The 18,152-nt window shown below is 66.0% G+C and carries 13 protein-coding genes and 1 pseudogene; 6 read left to right on the forward strand and 8 right to left on the reverse strand.

The window, feature by feature from the left end; translation table 11 throughout:
• The gene (locus AB0B25_RS23805; protein WP_357183345.1) at positions 1-1,749 is read right to left on the reverse strand and encodes a fatty acyl-AMP ligase; all 1,749 of its coding nucleotides are present in this window, start codon (positions 1,747-1,749) and stop codon (positions 1-3) included.
• A 625-nt stretch (positions 1,750-2,374) separates the two neighbouring features.
• On the opposite strand from AB0B25_RS23805, the gene AB0B25_RS23810 reads away from it, so the two are divergent.
• Genes AB0B25_RS23810 through AB0B25_RS23825 form a run of 4 tightly spaced genes read left to right on the forward strand, consistent with a single transcriptional unit; the run spans position 2,375 to position 6,243 of the window.
• The gene (locus AB0B25_RS23810) at positions 2,375-4,033 is read left to right on the forward strand and encodes a hypothetical protein (protein ID WP_357183348.1); all 1,659 of its coding nucleotides are present in this window, start codon (positions 2,375-2,377) and stop codon (positions 4,031-4,033) included.
• Positions 4,030-4,473 carry a hypothetical protein gene (locus AB0B25_RS23815; RefSeq protein WP_357183351.1) on the forward strand — a complete coding sequence of 148 codons (444 nt, stop codon included), beginning with the start codon at positions 4,030-4,032 and terminating at the stop codon, positions 4,471-4,473. Before AB0B25_RS23810 ends, AB0B25_RS23815 begins: the two co-directional genes overlap by 4 nt.
• Positions 4,474-4,528: 55 nt before the next feature.
• Positions 4,529-5,680 (forward strand): hypothetical protein, encoded by a 1,152-nt coding sequence (locus AB0B25_RS23820; protein WP_357183353.1) that lies wholly within the window; start codon positions 4,529-4,531, stop codon positions 5,678-5,680.
• Positions 5,677-6,243 carry a hypothetical protein gene (locus AB0B25_RS23825; RefSeq protein ID WP_357183355.1) on the forward strand — a complete coding sequence of 189 codons (567 nt, stop codon included), beginning with the start codon at positions 5,677-5,679 and terminating at the stop codon, positions 6,241-6,243. The genes AB0B25_RS23820 and AB0B25_RS23825 overlap by 4 nt, the downstream gene beginning before the upstream one ends.
• Before the next feature lie 81 nt (positions 6,244-6,324).
• Here the strand turns inward: AB0B25_RS23825 and AB0B25_RS23830 are convergent, their stop codons facing one another.
• The 6 genes from AB0B25_RS23830 to AB0B25_RS23855 form a co-directional block, all read right to left on the reverse strand.
• Positions 6,325-7,323 (reverse strand): nitronate monooxygenase, encoded by a 999-nt coding sequence (locus AB0B25_RS23830; RefSeq protein WP_357183358.1) that lies wholly within the window; start codon positions 7,321-7,323, stop codon positions 6,325-6,327.
• Between the two features lie 260 nt (positions 7,324-7,583).
• On the reverse strand, positions 7,584-10,346 hold the full coding sequence (locus AB0B25_RS23835) for a DUF5682 family protein (protein ID WP_357183361.1): 2,763 nt from the start codon (positions 10,344-10,346) through the stop codon (positions 7,584-7,586).
• A complete protein-coding gene (locus AB0B25_RS23840; RefSeq protein ID WP_357183365.1) occupies positions 10,343-11,458 on the reverse strand; it encodes an AAA family ATPase in 1,116 nt (371 codons plus the stop codon). The genes AB0B25_RS23835 and AB0B25_RS23840 overlap by 4 nt, the downstream gene beginning before the upstream one ends.
• Positions 11,459-11,468: 10 nt before the next feature.
• Entirely contained in the window at positions 11,469-12,752 is a 1,284-nt protein-coding gene (locus AB0B25_RS23845; protein ID WP_357183367.1) for a VWA domain-containing protein, read from the reverse strand.
• Positions 12,749-14,131 (reverse strand): hypothetical protein, encoded by a 1,383-nt coding sequence (locus tag AB0B25_RS23850; RefSeq protein WP_357183369.1) that lies wholly within the window; start codon positions 14,129-14,131, stop codon positions 12,749-12,751. The genes AB0B25_RS23845 and AB0B25_RS23850 overlap by 4 nt, the downstream gene beginning before the upstream one ends.
• A complete protein-coding gene (locus AB0B25_RS23855; RefSeq protein WP_357183371.1) occupies positions 14,131-14,646 on the reverse strand; it encodes a hypothetical protein in 516 nt (171 codons plus the stop codon). The genes AB0B25_RS23850 and AB0B25_RS23855 overlap by 1 nt, the downstream gene beginning before the upstream one ends.
• 194 nt (positions 14,647-14,840) lie before the next feature.
• Between AB0B25_RS23855 and AB0B25_RS23860 the strand changes: the two genes are divergently transcribed.
• Positions 14,841-15,026, forward strand: coding sequence for a hypothetical protein (locus AB0B25_RS23860; protein WP_357183374.1), 186 nt, complete (start codon positions 14,841-14,843; stop codon positions 15,024-15,026).
• 1,369 nt (positions 15,027-16,395) lie between these two features.
• Here the strand turns inward: AB0B25_RS23860 and AB0B25_RS23865 are convergent.
• Positions 16,396-16,833, reverse strand: a pseudogene (locus AB0B25_RS23865) (ABC transporter substrate-binding protein); the annotation flags it as partial.
• Positions 16,834-16,937: 104 nt separating this feature from the next.
• Here AB0B25_RS23865 and AB0B25_RS23870 point away from each other — a divergent pair.
• A complete protein-coding gene (locus tag AB0B25_RS23870) occupies positions 16,938-18,050 on the forward strand; it encodes an IS630 family transposase (RefSeq protein ID WP_357183377.1) in 1,113 nt (370 codons plus the stop codon).
• The last annotated feature ends 102 nt before the right edge of the window (positions 18,051-18,152 follow it).

Genomic DNA, 18,152 nt, shown 5'->3' on the forward strand with positions numbered 1-18,152 from the left:
TCACCGTCCCGGCACCAGCCGGCGCTCGTTCTCCTGCTGCAAAAATTCCGCACGGCATGCGGCACGGCGCACCTTGCCACTGGTCGTCTTCAACACCAGTCCGGTACCGACGAGCACGTCATGGCAGGCGACGCCGTGGTCGTCGCGGACCTGACGACGGATCGCGCGCCGGATATCCGCGGCGGTGGCCTCGTCGAGCTCGGCGCCGGTGGTCTCGGCGAGCACGATCAGTCGCTCGCCCGAGGTGGTGTCCGGCAGCGGCGGCACGGAGAACGCGGCGATCCCGCCCGCCCGGATCCGGGAGTGCGCGTTGCGCACACTGGCCTCGATGTCCTGTGGCGCGTAGTTGCGGCCGTGGATGATGACCAGGTCCTTCAATCGCCCGGTGACGAAAAGTTCTCCCGCACGCAGAAAGCCGAGATCACCGGTGCGCAGGTACTGCCGCGGGTCTCCGTCGGCGACCACGGCGTGGAATGCTCGGCGTGTCTCTTTGTCGAGCGACCAATACCCGCGTGCCTTGGTGGGGGAGTCGACCCAGATCTCACCGATCTCGTCCGGCTCGCACGGTTGTGCTGTCTCCGGGTTGACGATGCGAACCCGAGCATTGGGCTTCGTTACCCAGCCGCTGCCGTAGAAGACCGCGGGCTCACGTGTGGAACTACTGGTAGCAGGCACTGCGCGGCCCTGCTCGAGCTGATCACGGTCGAGGGCCAGGGCGCCGCTGGTCGCGACGGTCACGCTGAGGGTGTGTTCGGCGAGTCCGTAGCCGGGGTGGAAAGCTTCTCGTGGCACCCCGGTACTTTCGAACGTCGCGAAGAAGGTCTCGACGGTCGACGGTTGGACGATTTCTCCGGCCGAGCCGAGCCTGCGCACCGAACTGAGGTCCCAGCCTGCGCGCTGTTCGGGCGTCGTCTTGCGGACAATGAGGTCGTAGGCGAAATTCGGTGCGGTGGTGTGCGTGCCGCGCACCCGGGAGAGCACATCGAACCACACCGCCGGGCGTTGCAGGAAGCTCAGCGGTGAGATCAGGTAGGTGCGGCCCGCATTTCCGACAAGAGTGCTGAGCAGGACGCAGACCAGCCCGAGGTCATGGAAATGCGGCAGCCAGCTGACCGCCACCGTGTCGTCCCCGAGTTCGAAGTCGGCCGCGAGGGCCGCGAGTTCGTGGTGGACGTTGCGGTGGGTGACCACGACGCCCTTCGGGAAGCCGGTCGAACCCGAGGTGTATTGCAGGAAAGCCGGCTCATCCAGATCGGCGGGCTCGTACCGGAACTCGGGCGAGCCGTCCGGTTGTTCGGAGTCGTCGGGTGACAGCCATGGCAGATCGGGCCATTGCGGTCCCTCCGCGGGAAGCGGTATCGCGTCCACCACGGCGCGATAGTCGGTGTGCGTCAGGATCGCCCGCGCACCGCAGCTGTTCGCGATCGTGGACACCGCGCCGACTTCGTTCGCGAGTTTGAACGGGTTCGGCGGCGCGAGCGGCACCGGGATCAGACCAGCGGCCTGGCAACCGAGAAAGGCGACGATGAAATCCAACGAGGGCAGGTGCAACAGCAGCACCCGATCACCGGGGTTCAGTCCGGCGCTCTCCAGCAGGGTCCGCACGGCCTGAGCACCCGCCGCGAGCATCTGGACGGTGAGATGCTCCCCGTCGCGACCCTGTTCGTCGACGAAGACGAACAGCTTGCGATCCGGATCCTCGGCATGCAGCTTGGCGAAGGCTGAGGTGACGGTCAGTTCACTGTCCATCGTGAGTAGGTCCTTTCACGATGACATCCAATAACTCGTTCAGCCCAAGCTGGCTGCGCCGCATCAAGATAGCTCGCCGATATCTGAAATATCAACCTTTGCCGAGATGATGTTTTTTGTTTCAAGCTCTCGATCTCGAGATCGGACCGCTGCGCCGGTCGCGGTACGGCATGACCGTCCCTCTCGCGCGCACGAGCATCGAACTCGGCGAACGGATGGGCGGGCACCAGGTGAGTCGTCGAACGCGCGACGTCGTAGCCGAGCTGGGCCTTCAGTGGTCCATCCAGGCAGTGCCGCGACGCCCGTCGGTTCGCCTACCTCGTCGCCACCACAGGTCGGCATCGGCAAACCAGTGTGACTGTATTGCTGAATCTTCAGTCGAATACCCACTCATGCCGGTAGAGTGCGCGGCCCGACGAACTTCGCGGTCGTTGCCGCGCTACTGCGGACCGCTACGGCTTCTTCGCGATGCCGAAATCCGACGAAGTGCCGATTGCGCAGAACCGCCGATCCGGCCGAAAGGTGTTACACGACAAGTCGCCGTATGGCATCCCTCCGCAGGGGGAACCGGACTCATTTCTGGTGGTGATGATTCGTTGGGCGAGTGCCTGCCACGATGGCTGTCGTGACCGCCGCCCGGCCCGTTCGCTGCCCTCGTTCGCTTGTCGTATGGCTCTGTGTGCTGTTCGTATCGACCGGGATAGCACCCGCTTTCGCCGATGCCATGTCCGCAGGCTCGGATGTCTCGATCGCCCAGACGCTCGGCGACCGAGAGTTGACGATCGTGCTCCGCCGGGTGACCGCGGTGCCCGGCCCGCTGCGCGTCGATATCGTCACCCACACCGGCAGCCCCGAAGGGCGGGTCATACTGGAGGTCGCACCGACCGGAGCCGCCCACGAGTCGCCGGCGGCCCCCGCGCCGGGAGCGTCGACCGCGCGGGCTGATGTCGACCTCGGCCGCTCGCCCGGAATGTATTCCGCCACTGTGCCGGTGGACCGAGCGGGGCCCTGGGAACTGGCCGTCGGGGATGGTGTGCGAGTGGCGCGGATTCCCTTCCTGGTGGCCGAGCAGGTCACCGCACCGCCGGAGCGTCTTGTCTACGGCGGATTTCTGACGGCCGGGCTGCTGCTGCTCGTGTCGGTTCTGGTGGCAGTGCGTGCGCGGCGCACAGTATGGGCGCTGCTGCCCGCAAGCGGCGTGGTGGCGGCGGTAGCGGTAGCGGTGACAGCCGCGGTGCTCTCGGCGGCATTGCCGCTACCACCGCAGCCCGGCATCGCACTCGACCCCACCATGGACAATGTCGCCGACCCCTATTCGTTGAACCAGCCGTTGATCGCGGATTTCTCCCGCCCTCCGGCCATGCTGGTTGTCGAGGGTGATCCGTTGATCGCGGGGCAGCCCGGTGATCTCGGACTCGGCCTCATCGACGGGGCGACCGGTGCGCCCGTCGATGATCTGCTCATTCACGACAGTGCGCTGATGCATCTGCTGGTGATAGGACCGACCGGCGAGCTGGAGCATCTACACCCGATCCGCACCGGACCCGGTCACTATCAGGTTCATCTGGCCGCGCCGCAGCCGGGACGCTATGCGTTGTCCGCCGAGTTGGTCCGTCGCGGTGGTGGAGTTCAGATGGTCCGCGCCGCCACCGGTTTCATGGTCTCGGCAGGTGAGTCAGCGGGCGTGTCACCAGCCGCGCCGCAGGCCTTGATACACCTCGACGGCGCCACAACCACCGGGTCGATGATGATGGGTGACACCCTCGTCACCGCGACGACGACGCCCCCGACGGCCGCGGCGCCCGTCACGATCACGGTCGCGATCGGCGACACCGCCGACCTGCAACCCTGGCTCGGTATGGTCGGGCACTTGATCGTGGCCGGTCCGCTATCCGCCGCCGGATCGGCCGATGCCGCTGCCGCCGTGCCGAACTCGCCCGTGTGGGGACATGCGCACTCGATGGGTGCGATGCCGAGCCCGGGATTACGCGACATGCCGCCGGGCTCGCATACCATGCCGGGGATGCACGGTACGGGCAGCGTGCCCCGCGGTACGGCCCACGCCGATACGACCATGAGCCGCATGCTCATGCCACCGGTCAACGGCGAAAGCGCTCCCGACGAGACCGTCGCTGCGTACGGACCCGACGTGCCGTTCACCTATACCTTCCCCATGGCGGGCTCCTACCGCCTCTGGATACAGGTCGAACGGCACTACACCATCCTTACCGTGCCCGTGTTGCTCGATATCGGGGCAGACTCGACCAGAGGACCTGGGCGGTGATCACATCCACCTCGAAACGGGAAGCCGTGACACACCTCCCGCGCTCCCGGCGCGTAGTGGCAGCCATTGCGGGGATCGCCGCCGCGGTGCTGGTGATCGTTTATCCGATGTGGCCGAGCACAGCCGAATCGCTTGTGTTTTATACCGGCTCGCCCAGCCACGTCGTCACCCTCACCGTCGACCGCCCACGGGTGGGCGACACCGATATCGAGATCGCCATCACCGATCGTGCCGGCAGCCCGGTAGAGCACGCCGTCGTGCAGATTCAACCGATCGCGCCGCTCATGGGCAATGCGGGGCCGTCCGCCACTGCCGCCTATACGGGATCAGGTCGCTACTGTGCCGCGGCGGTGCCCCTGATGATGACCGGTCCGTGGGAACTGTGGCTGTCCATCGACGGCCTCGACCGGCTCATGCTGCCGCTCTGGATCAGCGGATGACATACCTGCTCGCGCAACACCGCCGCGGCATGACTGACGAAAGGACCTGGTTGTCATGACGACCCCCGTACCATTCGACGCGACTGCCGACCACGCCGAACCCATCGCACGCCCCGCCGAATCCAGCGGCGCCGCGGCCCGCCTGGGCGCCTGGACGGTACTCCTCGGCACCGTTGTCACGATTGTCGGCATCAGCTGGGATATCCAATGGCACGCGGCGGTCGGGCCGGACACCTTCTTCACCCTGCCACATCTGCTCTTGTATTCCGGCAGCGCGATATCCGGATTCGCGAGTCTCGCCATGGTGCTCATCGCCACCTCGGCGCAACGAGCCGGACGTCCCGTGCCGCGTGCGGGTGGCACACCGATTCGGGTGTTCGGCGCAGCCATGACCGCCCCGGTGGGTTATCTGGTCGCCGGCGCGGGCGCCGCATCCTTTCTGCTCTACGGTCTGCTGGACCTCGAGTGGCATTCGATCTATGGCTTCGACGCGGTACTGAACACGCCTTCCCACGTTGCGCTGTTCCTGTCCATCTCGATCACCATGATCGGCAGCATCATCGTCTTCGCCGCCGATGTCGCCGAATTCTGGGGCAAGCTCGGCGTTGTGCTGGCGATCCCGATCCTGATCGCTTTCGCGCCGTTCCCCGCCTTCGCGCTGACCACCTTGGCGCTGCCGGTCGATCCGATCGTGCTGGGCACAATCCTGTTCTCCTCGATGCTGTTGATCCTCGGCGCGACGTTGCTGGCCCGTCCCGGCGCGGCTGTCGCCGTCGCCGCGGCGCTCGCGGGGATGCAGGCGATCCTGTGGTGGTTCTCGCCGTGGGCCGCGGAAACTTACGCTTCGGCGATCGGGCTCCCGCTGCGTGACAATCTCCAGCCGTATCCACCGGAGCTGCCGAGTCTCATACCCATGTTTTTGATCGTGGCGGCCGCGGCGATCGAATGCCTGTTCCGGCTGGCCCGCACCCACGGCCTCGCGACCGGAAAGGCGCTGCTGATCGCCGGCGCCGCAGCGGGATTGATCGTCGCTGTCAGTCTTCCGCTGCAAAGGGCCCTGACCTATCCGGCGGCGCACATCGCCCCCGCCGATGTCGTGACCGTCGCTCTCGTCGGGATACCGCTGGGCGTGCTCGCCGGCTTCCTCGGCGGCAGATTCGCCACCATGCTGCGCACCCTCGCGCCCCTCGGCAAGGAGCTTCGATGACCACTCGCAACCCTCTGATCGCTCGGCTCTACCGAGTGGCGTTCACCCTGTTCGCAATCGGCACGCTGTCCTTGCTCGCCGTCGCCCCTGCGTCGGCATACGCACCTGTCGACATCGTGCACACCGAACATGTCCACGCCGGCCCTTACGAGGTCACCGTCGGCTTCTCTGTCTGGCCGATACGCGCGATGAAGTCGCTGGACTTCACGTTCATGCCGGACGGGGGCATCGCGGACAAATCCGGAAAATTACATCTGGCAGGACCCGGCATCAGGCCGGGTAGGCGTGACACGCCACTGGTCCGTCATCCCCGCAAACGCGAGTACTGGGGCCTGGACGTCAAAGCATTCGACAGTCCGGGCACCTACCGCCTGGGCTTCGCGATCGACGGCCCGCTCGGGCACGGGGACGGAACTCTCGATGGCGTCGAAGTTCTCGACCAACCCGGCCCTCCATTACTTCTGAGCTGGACAATCGCCACTCTTCCTCTGCTCGGCCTGCTGGTATTCCTGGCTGTGGCATGGCATCGCATCCGACCTGGCCGACAAGCGTTCACTGTCTGAGCGTCGCGGTACGACCAGCCCGCGTTTCGACGCGGTCGCCACGTGCCGGTGCGAAGGACAGCGGTCCCGCTGCCCCGCCGATCAGGTTGTCGGTCGGCCGAGTAGCGAACGTGGCCGCGAGGCAAGGATCGCTTCGGCCTCGTCGCTGATCGCACGGACTACGTCGGCGGCCGGGCGTACGCCGTCGACGAAAGACGCCGACTGGCCGTAGATGATCTCGCTCGTGTCGGGATCGGGCGGCGCCTCGACCGGGCTGACGCCGTCCGCGGGCCTGAATTCCTCCGCGCGGTCGCGCAGTGTCGATTCACGCTCCGACCACTCGTCGGTGAACCGGTTGCGGTGGACGCGTTCGGCGACACCGGTCGGCCACGGCAAACCGGACACGATGTCGTAGGCGCGTGTCCACACCGTGTCGCTGCCGTCGCTCGCGACGATCAGGCGCTTGTGCGTGTCATGTACCTCAACCGCCTCGGGGGTGGCGAGGAATGCCGTGCCCAGCCACGCACCGTCCGCACCGGCGGTGAGGACGGCCGCGAGCGTTCGTCCGTCGCCGATGCCGCCCGCGGCCAGCACCGGGACATCCGGGTACCTCCGCACGATCCCGGTCAGGAAGGGCAGCACGCCCATTGCCCCGGTGTGGCCGCCGGCCTCGTTGCCTTGTGCCACGAGGACATCGGCCCCTGCGGCAACCGCCGCCTCAGCGTCCTCGTAGTTCTGGACCTGGCATATCACCCGGGCGCCCGCGTCCTTGGCCCGGGCGAGCCACGGCTCGGGATCGGCGAACGACAAGGCGACGACGTCCGGCCGCTCCGCCAGCGCGGCGTCGAACAGTGGCTCGGTGAAAGGGAGGAACGGCGTGATGAACCCGACGGCGAACGGCCGGTCAGTCCTGGCACGAATGGTCGCGATCTCCGCACGGATCCAGTCGGGCCCCTTCCAGGGATGCGTACCCCCGAAACAGCCGAGGCCCCCGGCAGCGGAGATCGCGGCAGCGAGTGTCCCGCCGCTGTGCAGGGCCATGGGGGCCGACATCACCGGATAGGTAAGCCCGAACATTTCGGTGAATCTCGTCTGCACCATGGACGAACATTAGCGGAGCGAGACACCGACGGGCGGCATCTGAACAGGGCGATTAGGCGTCCGAATCGACGGCGGGCTCAGTCCTGCCGTGGTCGGCGCCGTCGCGGCGATATCACCGTCGCGCCGGCCTCCGGTGCGGCGCACGCATCGAGGTATGCGCCGCACCAGCGAGATCAGTCCTCGACCCGGATCAGGCTCCGGGTGCGTGGAACTCGGTCGTCCTGGATTCGGCCGATGCTGTCCAGCATCGGCTGACCGGTTCAGCCAGCTGCCCAAAGCTCAGTCGCGAGTGCGTCGACCGTGGACGGAAAGCTGTCGAGCAGGGCGGTGAGCTCAGGGTCGGCGCCCGGAGCCGGGCGCCGACCCGTCTCGTAACCCAATAGCGCGGTCAGCGCATCGCAGGTCGCCGAATGTGCGTGCAGGAGTACACTCTCCGCGCCACCGGTGGGCGCTGGTCTCGACGCGGCCGGGGGTGTGGGTGGGGCCGCCCAAGGTGGCGTCCAGTTGTCGATGGCAGAGAGGGTGGCGGGAAACGTTCGGCCCGCTTCGCGGACCAGCGCGGGCACCAGGTCGTCGGCCTGGTCGCGCAGTGTTGTGATGAGCGTGGGTAGCCACGGCAGCAGCACCGCGTCGGGCAGACTACCGAAGGCCTTCGACAGCACCTCCACGACGAACGGCTTCAGTGTCGGTGCGGGCTCCAGCGCGTGCAGGAACCCACTGAGATACTGCGGAAGAGCCGGTACCACAAGCGGATTGGTGAACATTTCCGCGCAGCGGTCGCGCAATTCGGGTAGCGCGAGCATGCCGAGCTGGCAGCGCGTAGCCCACAGCAGCGCTACTTTGGCGGGCGCCTCCGGATGCGATTGGCGTACCGCCAACTCCAGCTGCGTGTGGTCGCAGCCGAGCGACAGCGCGAGATTTTCCATCCCGAACAGGAAGCCGAGCATGGCCGCGACCTGTCGGACACCCGTTTCCTCATCGCTGAACGCCGTCGGCAGCAAGGTGCAGTAGTGCGCGTATCCTGCCGTGACGAAGCGTTCGCACCATTCCGGCAGCGCGGCGTCGACGGTGCGGAAATGGCCGAGCAGGCGCCGAATTCGGCGCAGCACCTCCGGCGCGTCATCGACCGTGCGCTCGGCGGCGAGCAGGCTGACCGCTCGGTTGCCGAGGTCGTTCGCCAGCCGCTGCCCGCCGAGGTACAGCAGTGCCTCCTCGACGGCAACCAGCGCGTCGGCGGCCGTCGCCTCCGGCGCGGTGACCGTGGCGCGCAGCCGCCGCTCGTATACCTGCTCGACGCTGACGCCTTCGTAGCCGAGCTGGACGAGTGCGCGTTGATGCTTGCCGAGCGCCAGATCCCAGCTCTCCTGGATGGGCCGGTCACCGAGCGAGCGTGTGCCCATGATCGGGCGCACCGCCTCGGACGGTAGTAACTGCCGAAGAATCCACAACAGATCCGAGACCGGCCGCAGATGCGGTGCGGCCCGCAGATCGAGCAGCGCGCGTTGGACGGTGCGCTTGGTCGGGTCGAGTGCGAGCGGTTCCAGCCGATCGAGCACGTCCCTGGCCAGTGGCGGCAGTGCCGCATAGCCGACCTGGCCTATCCGGTCGCCGCCGAGCATGATCTCGCACAGCCTGCGCACGTCGCGCCGACCTGGCACGTGATCCTTCTCGAGGCAGGTGACCGCGGCGTCCTGGAAGTCGTACGGGGTCGGCCGGGCCCGATCACGCAGGCTCGCGAGCAGGACGGCGGTCTCGAACACCGCGATCGCATCGGCGGTGCTGGCCAGATATCCGTTGCGGCGGGCGAGACGGACGATGTCGACCGACCATTCCAGCAGTTCGGCCTCATCCACATCGTCCAGCGCCGGCGGCCGGGACAGGAAGCCGGACAGTCGATCCGCAACTGGCTTCGCCTCTGTCGTCGCCGTGCGGTGTTGTCCGCTTGTGGTCCGGACTCCTTGCTGACCGTTGAGTCGAAACGGCTGAAGTCGGTTGCGGCGCAGACCCTTCGACCAGGTCATCGCGGCGATCGAGACCGAGCCGGAGGCCAGCCCGAACTGTGCTTCGATCGCCGAGTGGCTGGAGGGGATCAACCCGTACTGCCACGTGGTCGCCGACCTCGGCGTGATCTGGTAAGGCTCTGCGTCGGAACCGAGGCCGAACTGCTCGACCCGGCTCGCTGCGTGGAAGGCGCCGCACACGTACAGGCATCGGGACGGGTCGGCGCCGGTCGCGGCGAGGTGTTCGCGTATCCGGGTCCACATATACCGCTCGCGGTCCTCGTCGCAGTCGGTGTCCGTGCGGCGCAGACGGCGGAACAGACTGCTGATCATGACCATCACCTGCCGGTAGGTGTCGTAGTCGGCGTTCGTCAGCGGCTGTTCGACATATTGGTCCCACCATTCCGACCAGTGGCGTACCTTGCCGTGATGCAGCAGGTGCTGTTCCAGTTCGGCGAAATGTGGTCGCAAGTCGCCGAGGTCGATGCCGACGGCGTCACCGTGTAAGGCGTCGTCGTCGCTGTCCAGGTCGGCCTGTTCGTGCGTGTCCTGGTGGTCGGTTGGTGTCCACTGGAACACGTGGTCGGCCGAGCGGTCTACCAGGACCAGTTCGACATCGGGGTTGTCGAGCGCGTACGCGATCGCCTGGTACTCGGCGGACGCCTCGGTGATCGGGGCGATCACCGACAGCGGCGCCCACTCGGCCGGGAAACCGTGGAGTTCGCCCGCGAATGCCTGCAGCGCGACCGGGAGCCGGCAGTTGCGCAGCTCATCGAGCAACGGCCGCAGATCCTCGCACAGCTCCAGGTAGATGACGGTGGGACGCATGTCGCGCAGTCTGCGCACCATCGCCAGCGCAGAGGCCGGGGAGTGATGGCAGACCGGGAAGATCTCCAGCTCTTCGCGCAGCGCTCGGTCGACATCGTCGACCATGCCCGCGAGAATCTCCCGCGCCGAGCCCGGCTCGTCGGCGAACGCGGTGGCGGCCACGGCCAGCTGCTCGCGCAGCGCGTCGAAGGTCACGACAGCCTCGCGATGGCCTCGCGACCACCCTCCAGGAACGGTGACCACTCGCCGCCTGTCTTCTTGCTGCGCGGCTCGATGACGCCGTGCCAGAACTTGTTCAGGATTGCCAGGTCCTCGGGCGCGCGCCGGGCCAAGGAGCCGACCAGCGATCCGGCGAGGGTCTGCGCGCGCAGCGTGCGGTCGCCGAAGAACTGGCTGTGCAGGATTGCGTCCTCGAGCACGCCGATCTGCTCCGCGGTGGACAGCGCCGATTCCAACTTCTCGTCGTCGCTGGTGGCCGCGGCCGCGGCGGTGCGCAGATCGGCGAAACTCTCCAGCAGGATGTCCAGCAGGGTCGGCGGCACGTCGAGTTCGATTCGGTGCCTGCGCAACAACTCCGCCGTCCGGAACCGCACGATCTCCGCTTCGCTGCGCTTGTTGGTCACGACCGGGATACGGACGAAGTTGAACCGTCGTTTGAGCGCCGAGGACAGATCGTTGACGCCCCGGTCGCGGCTGTTGGCGGTGGCGATGATGGAAAAGCCCGGCTGCGCGAACACGATGTTGTCGTCGTCGAGCTCCGGGATGGAGACGTATTTCTCGGACAGGATGGAGATCAGCGCGTCCTGCACGTCGCTGGTCGACCTGGTCAGCTCCTCGAACCGTCCGATCACACCCTGTTCCATGGCGGTCATGATGGGGGAGGGAATCATCGACTCCCTGGACTGTCCCTTCGCGATGACCATGGAGATGTTCCACGAATACTTGATGTGGTCCTCGGTCGTGCCCGCCGTGCCCTGCACCACGAGGGTCGAGTTCCGGCTGATGGCCGCCGAGAGCAGCTCGGCAAGCCAGCTCTTGCCGGTGCCGGGATCGCCGATGAGCAGCAGGCCACGGTCGGAGGCCAAGGTCACGATGCTGCGTTCGACGAAACTGCGGTCACCGAACCACTTCTGGTCGATCTGCCGGTCGAGGCCGTCGGCGCGTTCGGAGCCGAGGATGAACAACCGCACCATCTTCGGGCTCAACCGCCAGGAGAACGGCTTGGGACTATCATCGATCGACTCGAGCCAGTCGAGTTCCTCGGCGAACTTGACTTCGGCGGGGGCGCGCAACAGGTCGTCTGTCATGGGAGTCTCCTCAGTCGAGAAAGCGTTTGAGCTCGAACACGAGCTTGTGAATGTGACCCGAGATCACAGGCGTGCCAAGAGTTTTGAAGCGCTCGCGAAACCACGGGTTCACGTCCTGGTGGCCGGAGCTGTTCACCGAGCCCACCGGGATGAGTTTGACGCCGGAACGGTGCACCGCGGTCATGGCCTCGAACAGGGGTTGGGAGCATTCGAACTCGTAGAAATCCGAAATCCACACCAGCACAGTATTTTTCGGGTCGGAAATCTTCGGCTGTGCCATGGCCATGGCGACCGGGCCGTCGTTACCGCCGCCCAGTTCGGTGCGCAATAGCACCTCGAACGGATCGTGAACCCACGGCGTGAGGTCCAGTGCGCGGGTGTCGTAGGCGATCAGGTGGACGTCCACCTTCGGCAGCCCGGCGAAGATCGACGCGAGGATGGTGCAGTTCACCATGGAGTCGACCATCGAACCGGATTGGTCGACCACCACGATCATCCTGGCGGGAGCAGTTCGTGCGGCGGTGTGCCGATAGAACAGGCGGTCCACATAAAGCCGCTCGTCGTCGGGGTTCCAATTGGTCAGGTTCTTCCAGATCGTGCGGTCCACGTCGAGGTTGCGCAGGATTCGTTTCGGCGGCACCGACCGATCGAGGGTGCCGGTGCGTGCCTGCTGGACCTGGGTGCGCAGCACCTCGGCCACCTGGTCGACGAACCGTCGGATCAAACTTTTGGCGTTGGCCAGCGCGACGCCGGACAGGTTGGCCTTGTCCCGCAGCAGTTGCCCGATCAGCGACATACTCGGCGTGAGCTGCCCGGCCAGTGCCGGATCGGCCAGCACTTCGCGTAGCCGCATCCGCGCGACCAGGTCCGCCTCCAGGTCTGCGAGGACCCCGGTGGTTGTGGCTGCCTGCTCGTCGCCGAGCCCCTGGCGCAACCAGTTCGCGTCGCTTTGCCAGTGCGCGAGTTGGGTCGCGGAAACGTTGTCAGCTCCGGTCGCGAAGACGTTGAGCAACAACTTGGACATCAGCGCGGCGTTGTGCACCCGAACTCGCGGATCCTCGGTGCCGGAGGTTGGTCGCGGGGCGAGCGCGGCGAAGGCCACGGCCAGGTCCGGAAACCGCTGGACCACGGTGTCGACGGACACGCCGGGGTCGAGCAGAACGGGCGGCAGGTTCAGATCTTCGACGATGGCGACACTCGCCGTTTCCAGCGTCGGCTGCGGTTCGTTGTCGAATAGTTGGGTCAGTAGACGCCAGTAGAGGATCTGGCGGCGCGTTTCGTCGGACTCGGTCATGCGCGAAGCAACCGTCCCGCCCGTTCGCGCAACACCGCCAACGCGTCACCCGATTTCGCCTGTGCCTTGATCACTTTCGGGTCGGTCGGACCGCAGGCCCAGTCGCCGCCGTGCACCTCGACGATCTTCCCCTTCGACTTCGCCCGCACCGCGAGGGGGCGCAGACTCCAGCTGCCCGCGTCAAAGCGGATCAGGCCGAGGCATGCTGTCGAGGAGGTCACGACCGCGGGAGTGAGTGGTCCGCAACGGGGCAGTCGGTCCAGCTCGAGCGCGACACGGTGTCCCTCGAGTTCCAGTGTGTCGCCCGTGATCCGGTAATTCTCGATCAGCACCGGTTCGGCGATATGGACCGGATCGCGGTCCAGTGGCGGCACCGCGGGCGCCGTCGCGGCCGCCAACCGAACGTGGGCGGTGGCGAACGGATCGGCGGGCTCGCCGACCTCGGCGTGATCGTCTCGCCAGACCAGGTCACCGCTCGGGGCCAGCGGCATCTGCGCGAGGTCCAGACAGCGTCGTTCGGCCAGTGCGGTCATCAGCCGCGGATACGCGCCGAACAACTGCCACACGGCAGGGCCGACGATCGTGTCCACCTTCGCCGCCGCGACGCTCACTCGCACCCGGTGTACGGCGCCGTCGGCATCCTCCAGCACAGCGTGCGTTTGGATCTGTACTGCCGTCCCGTGCTCGTGCACATCGACGACCAGTGGCAGCAGACGACCCGAAACCGCTCGGTAAGCGCTGGAATCCGCACCGCGCCAGGACAGTAGCAGCGCACGGCTCCACAAATCGGCCCATCGGCGGACAGGCAGCCGGTCCATGGTCGCGACCGGGCAGCAGGCCCGTAGCTCGGCTGCTAGTCCGTCCAGCAGAAACGCAAGCCTGCGGGAACCAGGATCGGCCAGCAGCGCCTCCACCGTCTGGTCGACCGCGGAGACGAGTTCGTGGTCGACGCCGCGCCATCCGGTGATGGCGAGTTCTTGCAGCCACGACCGGCAGGCGACGGCGACATTCGCCGCCGGTCCGGGTGTGGAATCGCCCGGACTCCAGATATTTCTGGTTCGGCTCAGCGAGGTGTCGAATGCGTCGAGTAACGCGTCGTGGACCGCGCCGAGCAGGGCGGCGCGGCCGCCGGCGAGTACCGCGAGCTCGTCCGGGCCGATCGCGCCGACACCGAGCTTCTCGACCGCGTCGGCCACCGGCGCCGCCAGTGGCGAGCCGCCGAGTGCGCTGCTCAACGCGGTGTACGCGGCGGTCTGCTCCGGACCGAGCCGGGCGAGACCGGGCACGAGTCCGTCGTCGAATGCGGAGACGACGTCGACGGCCGCGGACACGCCGGCGGGCAGTGTGTCGAGGAGTTGTGCGAGCTGTATGCCGAGCATCAGCGGCCTCCTGTCGCGGGGAACCACTGCAGCTCCGGGATCGCGAAGGCGCTGTCAGGCAGTTCCAGGTAGGCCAGATGTCGGAGGAACCTGCTGAACACCACCGCCGCGGGGGTGGGCTCGAGCGTGCTCTGTGGGCTCAACCGCATCGAATTGTCCTCGGCTACTTCGGCTTCCAGGTAGCGCACCACCCGTGCCTGCCCGTATTGCAGCATCGCCTCGGCCATCAGCGCGATGATGTGCTTGCAAGGGGTGATGTGTCCGCCGTAATCGTGTGCGGACAACCCACCGCAGGGACGATTGTTGTTCGTACTGCAACTGAGCCGGTGCGTCCGCGCCGCCACCGACGAGACATAGACGCGGGCGATATCCGAGCCGCTGGATACCACGCCCTGAAGCCTGCCGTCGGCCAATTCCACGAACGGCACCTTTGCCAGCTTGCGTGGCGCGACACCCGCCACCACCGGCACCACGGCCGTTCGTTCCCACGCAAGATCACCCCCGTTGGGGACCATCGCACTCCCTCACCTGGTCGGTCGATTCGCGTTCAAGCTACGCGAGGCCACCGACAGACTCGCGCCGCCAGCGCGCGAACTTCGGGCGGTATCCTCTGGCTTGCACCGCGTTTCATCGGGGTCGCGGTGATCGCGTCGCGTGATGCGTCGAACGGGTCCATGGTGCGACACCCTGACGAGGCCGTGGCAGGGACATGGAACTACGCAAGGCTGCCCTCGAAGCGATGGTCCAGCCATTGACGCGGCAGCTGGACAAGGCCAGCGATCAGGTACGCGAGCTGGAGAAGACCCGCGTCGGCGCGTATACGGCTGTGCACGAGGAGCCGAAGGTGATGGCTGATACCAGCCGCAGCTGCGCCAGACAGCCCGTCTTCTGGTGACTGCGCTGCGCAAGCCGTACACGCGAGGGCAGGGGGCGACGTCAGTTGCGCAATGTCGTCGAGTCCGCGGGAATGCTGGACCGCATCGACTCCTACGAGCGGTTGTCGACCACCTGGATCACGCGCGGCACTGGGAACACCAAGTGCTCCAATTCCGCCTGACTCCGACAGGCAGAAGGTACGCACACGAGCACCAGCTGCTCCAAAGGCAAGGTCTCGACGCACTATCGATCGACGACTGAGGACGCTGGCCTTCGTTTGTCGAACATCGGCCGCGCCAGACCGAATTGCGAGTGTTCGAAGTCGCGTTCACCGCTGAACTGTGGTTTTGGTGTGTCGGTGCACGGGGCTTCGATCATCGGCGTGTCTTGAACTCGTGTGCATTACTGTGCTTTCGCTTGTACTCGTGTTCACAACGGGTGGATCGGGCTCCGGGATGGCCGATGATTCGGTGGCGGAGCGTGGTGTGCTACTGCGGGCCAGGCTCATTGGCAACTGGCGGTGCGTCGGTCGGAGGTGATCGGTCGTCGCGCCGCGCCGGACAGCCGGACGGTTCAGGAACTCATCGACTGTTGACTGAATCAGTGATCGCGAAATGCTCAGGACCGAGAGGCCGCTGTCCGGCGGGGGTGGAGCCGGATGTCATCGAGTGCGATCGGTTGCGGACCTGGGGATCTGGAGGTCACCTGCCGTACGCCGGTGTCGAATGATTCGGTGTTCGACGTGTCGTTTGATGATGAATCGATGCCTGATGTGTCGATCGGTATTGCGCCGAGCGAAAGGTAAGGTTAAAGTAGTGTTCAGCAGCTCGCCTCGCCGGAAACGGAGAGGCCCTGGAATGAAGTGACGGATTTCGTACCCCCCTCAAAATGGGGCATGGGTTCAGGCTTCGAGCAAGGGAAGCGGAGCTTCCAACCTCCCTCAAAAGGAGTGTTTGGAAGCTCCGCTTTCGAGTTTCTACGGGCGATTAGACCCTGTGCATGGTGGGCTCGGGTTTTTCGGAGTCGTTGCCGTGGTTCGATCCGCATGACAAGGGTCTGTTGGACGATCCCTTGTCGGTTCTCAGGGATCGCCGTTTCCGGTGCAGGCAGCACCGGGCACGCGGAGCCCTGACGTGCGGGTCCCGAGGAGCGCCGTGGTTTTGTGGAGTTGTCGGGGCGGTTGTTGTTGTCAACCGACCCAGCCGATCATCGGCGGCTGCGGTCGCTGGTGCCTGCGTTCACACCGATAGCGGCCGAGTCATATCGGGCTGTGGCGGTCGAGACCGCGGACCGGTTGATCGGCACCCTCGGAGGGTTGTCGGTTTCGACGTGATCGACGAGCCGCGTCAGTGTTGATAGCGGCGATCTGCGCGATGCTCGGGGTGCCCGTTGTTCAGCGGCTTCGGGTTCTCGACCAAACCGTTCTGGGTCGCGGTGGCGATTCCCTGCCGGTCGATCGCCTTCGAGATGGCCACCCGCAGTTTCGGATCGGCGAGGATGGCGCCGGGCGCTCCGTTGAACGTGATGTGTCGCCAGCGATTACCTGGCGCGCGGCGAATGACCAGGCCCGCGGTGTTGCGGACGGTCTTGGCCTCGTCGATCGTGGCCAGACGCACCGCGTCGAGCTCGTTGTTCTGCAGCGCGCCCACCCACGCCGTATGGTCGAGCACGCTGTAGGTGATGGTGTCGAGCTTCGGCGTCGTCCCCCACCAGTTCGGGTTGCGGGCCAGCACGATCCGGCCCTGGGTGCGGTCGGTGGACTGCACGACGAACGGACCCGCCGTCGGCCCCATGCGGTCGACCAGGCTGTGATCGAACGCCTCGGGATCGAACGGGAAACCAACGGGCCGCGTGTAGAGATCTAGTGCCTCGTCCAAGTAGGTTGACTCGGTAACCGGGTGTCGGGTTGATCCTGGGAATGTGGTGGGTGATGCTGCCGGTGGAGGTGGTGCCGGTGGCCCGGAAGCCGGAAGTGTTTGTGCGAGCGGTGACCTCGGAGGAGGGGCGTCGGTTGCAGAGGATCACCAAGACGAGCAAACAACCCATCAGGACGCGACGAGCGATCGTGGTGATGGCCTCTGCGCAGCGGCAGCCGGTCCCTGCGATCGCGAGGTTGATGCAGGTCAGCGAAGCGTACGTGCGGCAGGTGATCCACGAGTTCAACGAACGGGGGTTCGAGGCTCTGGACCCAAAATGGAGCGCGGGAAGGCCGAAGAAGGTGGATCGAGCGACGCGTGAACGCATCGCTTGTATCGGTCGGTGCTGCCCGCGGGATCTGGGTTGGCCGTTCTCGGTGTGGAGTCTGTCGAAGCTACGAGAAGTACTGGCCGTCAACGCGATCGCTGATATCAGCCGCGAGACGCTACGCAAGATCCTCAAAGCCGAGGGGGTGTCGTGGCGAGCGGTGAAGACCTGGAAAGCGGGTACCGATCCGGAGTTCACCGTGAAGATGAACCGCGTCCTGGATCTCTACGATCATCCGCCCGTCGACGGGCGAGTGGTCTGCGTGGACGAGTTCGGCCCGCTCAACCTGCAACCACGTGCTGGTCGCGGCTGGTTCTCGCGACGAAAGCCGAGAAGGTTGCGGGCGACCTACCGGCGCACGCAGGGTGTGCGGCACCTACTCGGCGCGCTGGATCTGAAGACCGGCAAGATCCACTATCGGATCCGTGATCGTAAGCGGTGGCAGGAATTCCTGTCGCTGTTGAAGTCGCTGCGGGCGCGCTGGCCCGGCGAAAGGCTCTACGTCATCGCCGACAACTTCTCCCCACACAAGCGAGCCGAGGTGCGTGCCTGGGCTGGGGCCAACGGCGTGGAACTGGTGTTCTTGCCGACCTATTCGTCGTGGTTGAACTGGATCGAGTCCGAATTCGCGGCTTTGCGTTACTTCGCGTTGAACGGCACCGACCACCGCAGCCACGACGAACAAGACGCCGCGATCGGCGCCTACATCCGCTGGTACAACCACCACGCCCAACCCAAACGCGAGTTCGCCGTCAACTCCAAGATCCGACGACCCGATTACCTACCCAAGGTTGCTTGACGAGGCACTAGACGAGTGATTCCTAATCGGTTCGGGGCGTGAGGGCTCGAGTTTTGGCATGGCGGAGGGTATCGACGTCGGTTTGTGAAGACAGACCTCGAT

Origin of the sequence: Nocardia sp. NPDC049190, from assembly GCF_040648115.1 — a bacterium.
Taxonomy (GTDB): domain Bacteria; phylum Actinomycetota; class Actinomycetes; order Mycobacteriales; family Mycobacteriaceae; genus Nocardia.

Excerpts from the sequence above, each read along its gene's own strand:
- AB0B25_RS23860 (WP_357183374.1), top strand. The coding sequence starts at position 14,841 with ATGGAACTACGCAAGGCTGCCCTCGAAGCGATGGTCCAGCCATTGACG.
- AB0B25_RS23840 (WP_357183365.1), bottom strand. The coding sequence starts at position 11,458 with ATGACAGACGACCTGTTGCGCGCCCCCGCCGAAGTCAAGTTCGCCGAG.
- AB0B25_RS23870 (WP_357183377.1), top strand. The coding sequence starts at position 16,938 with ATGCTGCCGGTGGAGGTGGTGCCGGTGGCCCGGAAGCCGGAAGTGTTT.
- AB0B25_RS23845 (WP_357183367.1), bottom strand. The coding sequence starts at position 12,752 with ATGACCGAGTCCGACGAAACGCGCCGCCAGATCCTCTACTGGCGTCTA.
- AB0B25_RS23825 (WP_357183355.1), top strand. The coding sequence starts at position 5,677 with ATGACCACTCGCAACCCTCTGATCGCTCGGCTCTACCGAGTGGCGTTC.
- AB0B25_RS23855 (WP_357183371.1), bottom strand. The coding sequence starts at position 14,646 with ATGGTCCCCAACGGGGGTGATCTTGCGTGGGAACGAACGGCCGTGGTG.
- AB0B25_RS23805 (WP_357183345.1), bottom strand. The coding sequence starts at position 1,749 with ATGGACAGTGAACTGACCGTCACCTCAGCCTTCGCCAAGCTGCATGCC.
- AB0B25_RS23830 (WP_357183358.1), bottom strand. The coding sequence starts at position 7,323 with ATGGTGCAGACGAGATTCACCGAAATGTTCGGGCTTACCTATCCGGTG.
- AB0B25_RS23820 (WP_357183353.1), top strand. The coding sequence starts at position 4,529 with ATGACGACCCCCGTACCATTCGACGCGACTGCCGACCACGCCGAACCC.
- AB0B25_RS23850 (WP_357183369.1), bottom strand. The coding sequence starts at position 14,131 with ATGCTCGGCATACAGCTCGCACAACTCCTCGACACACTGCCCGCCGGC.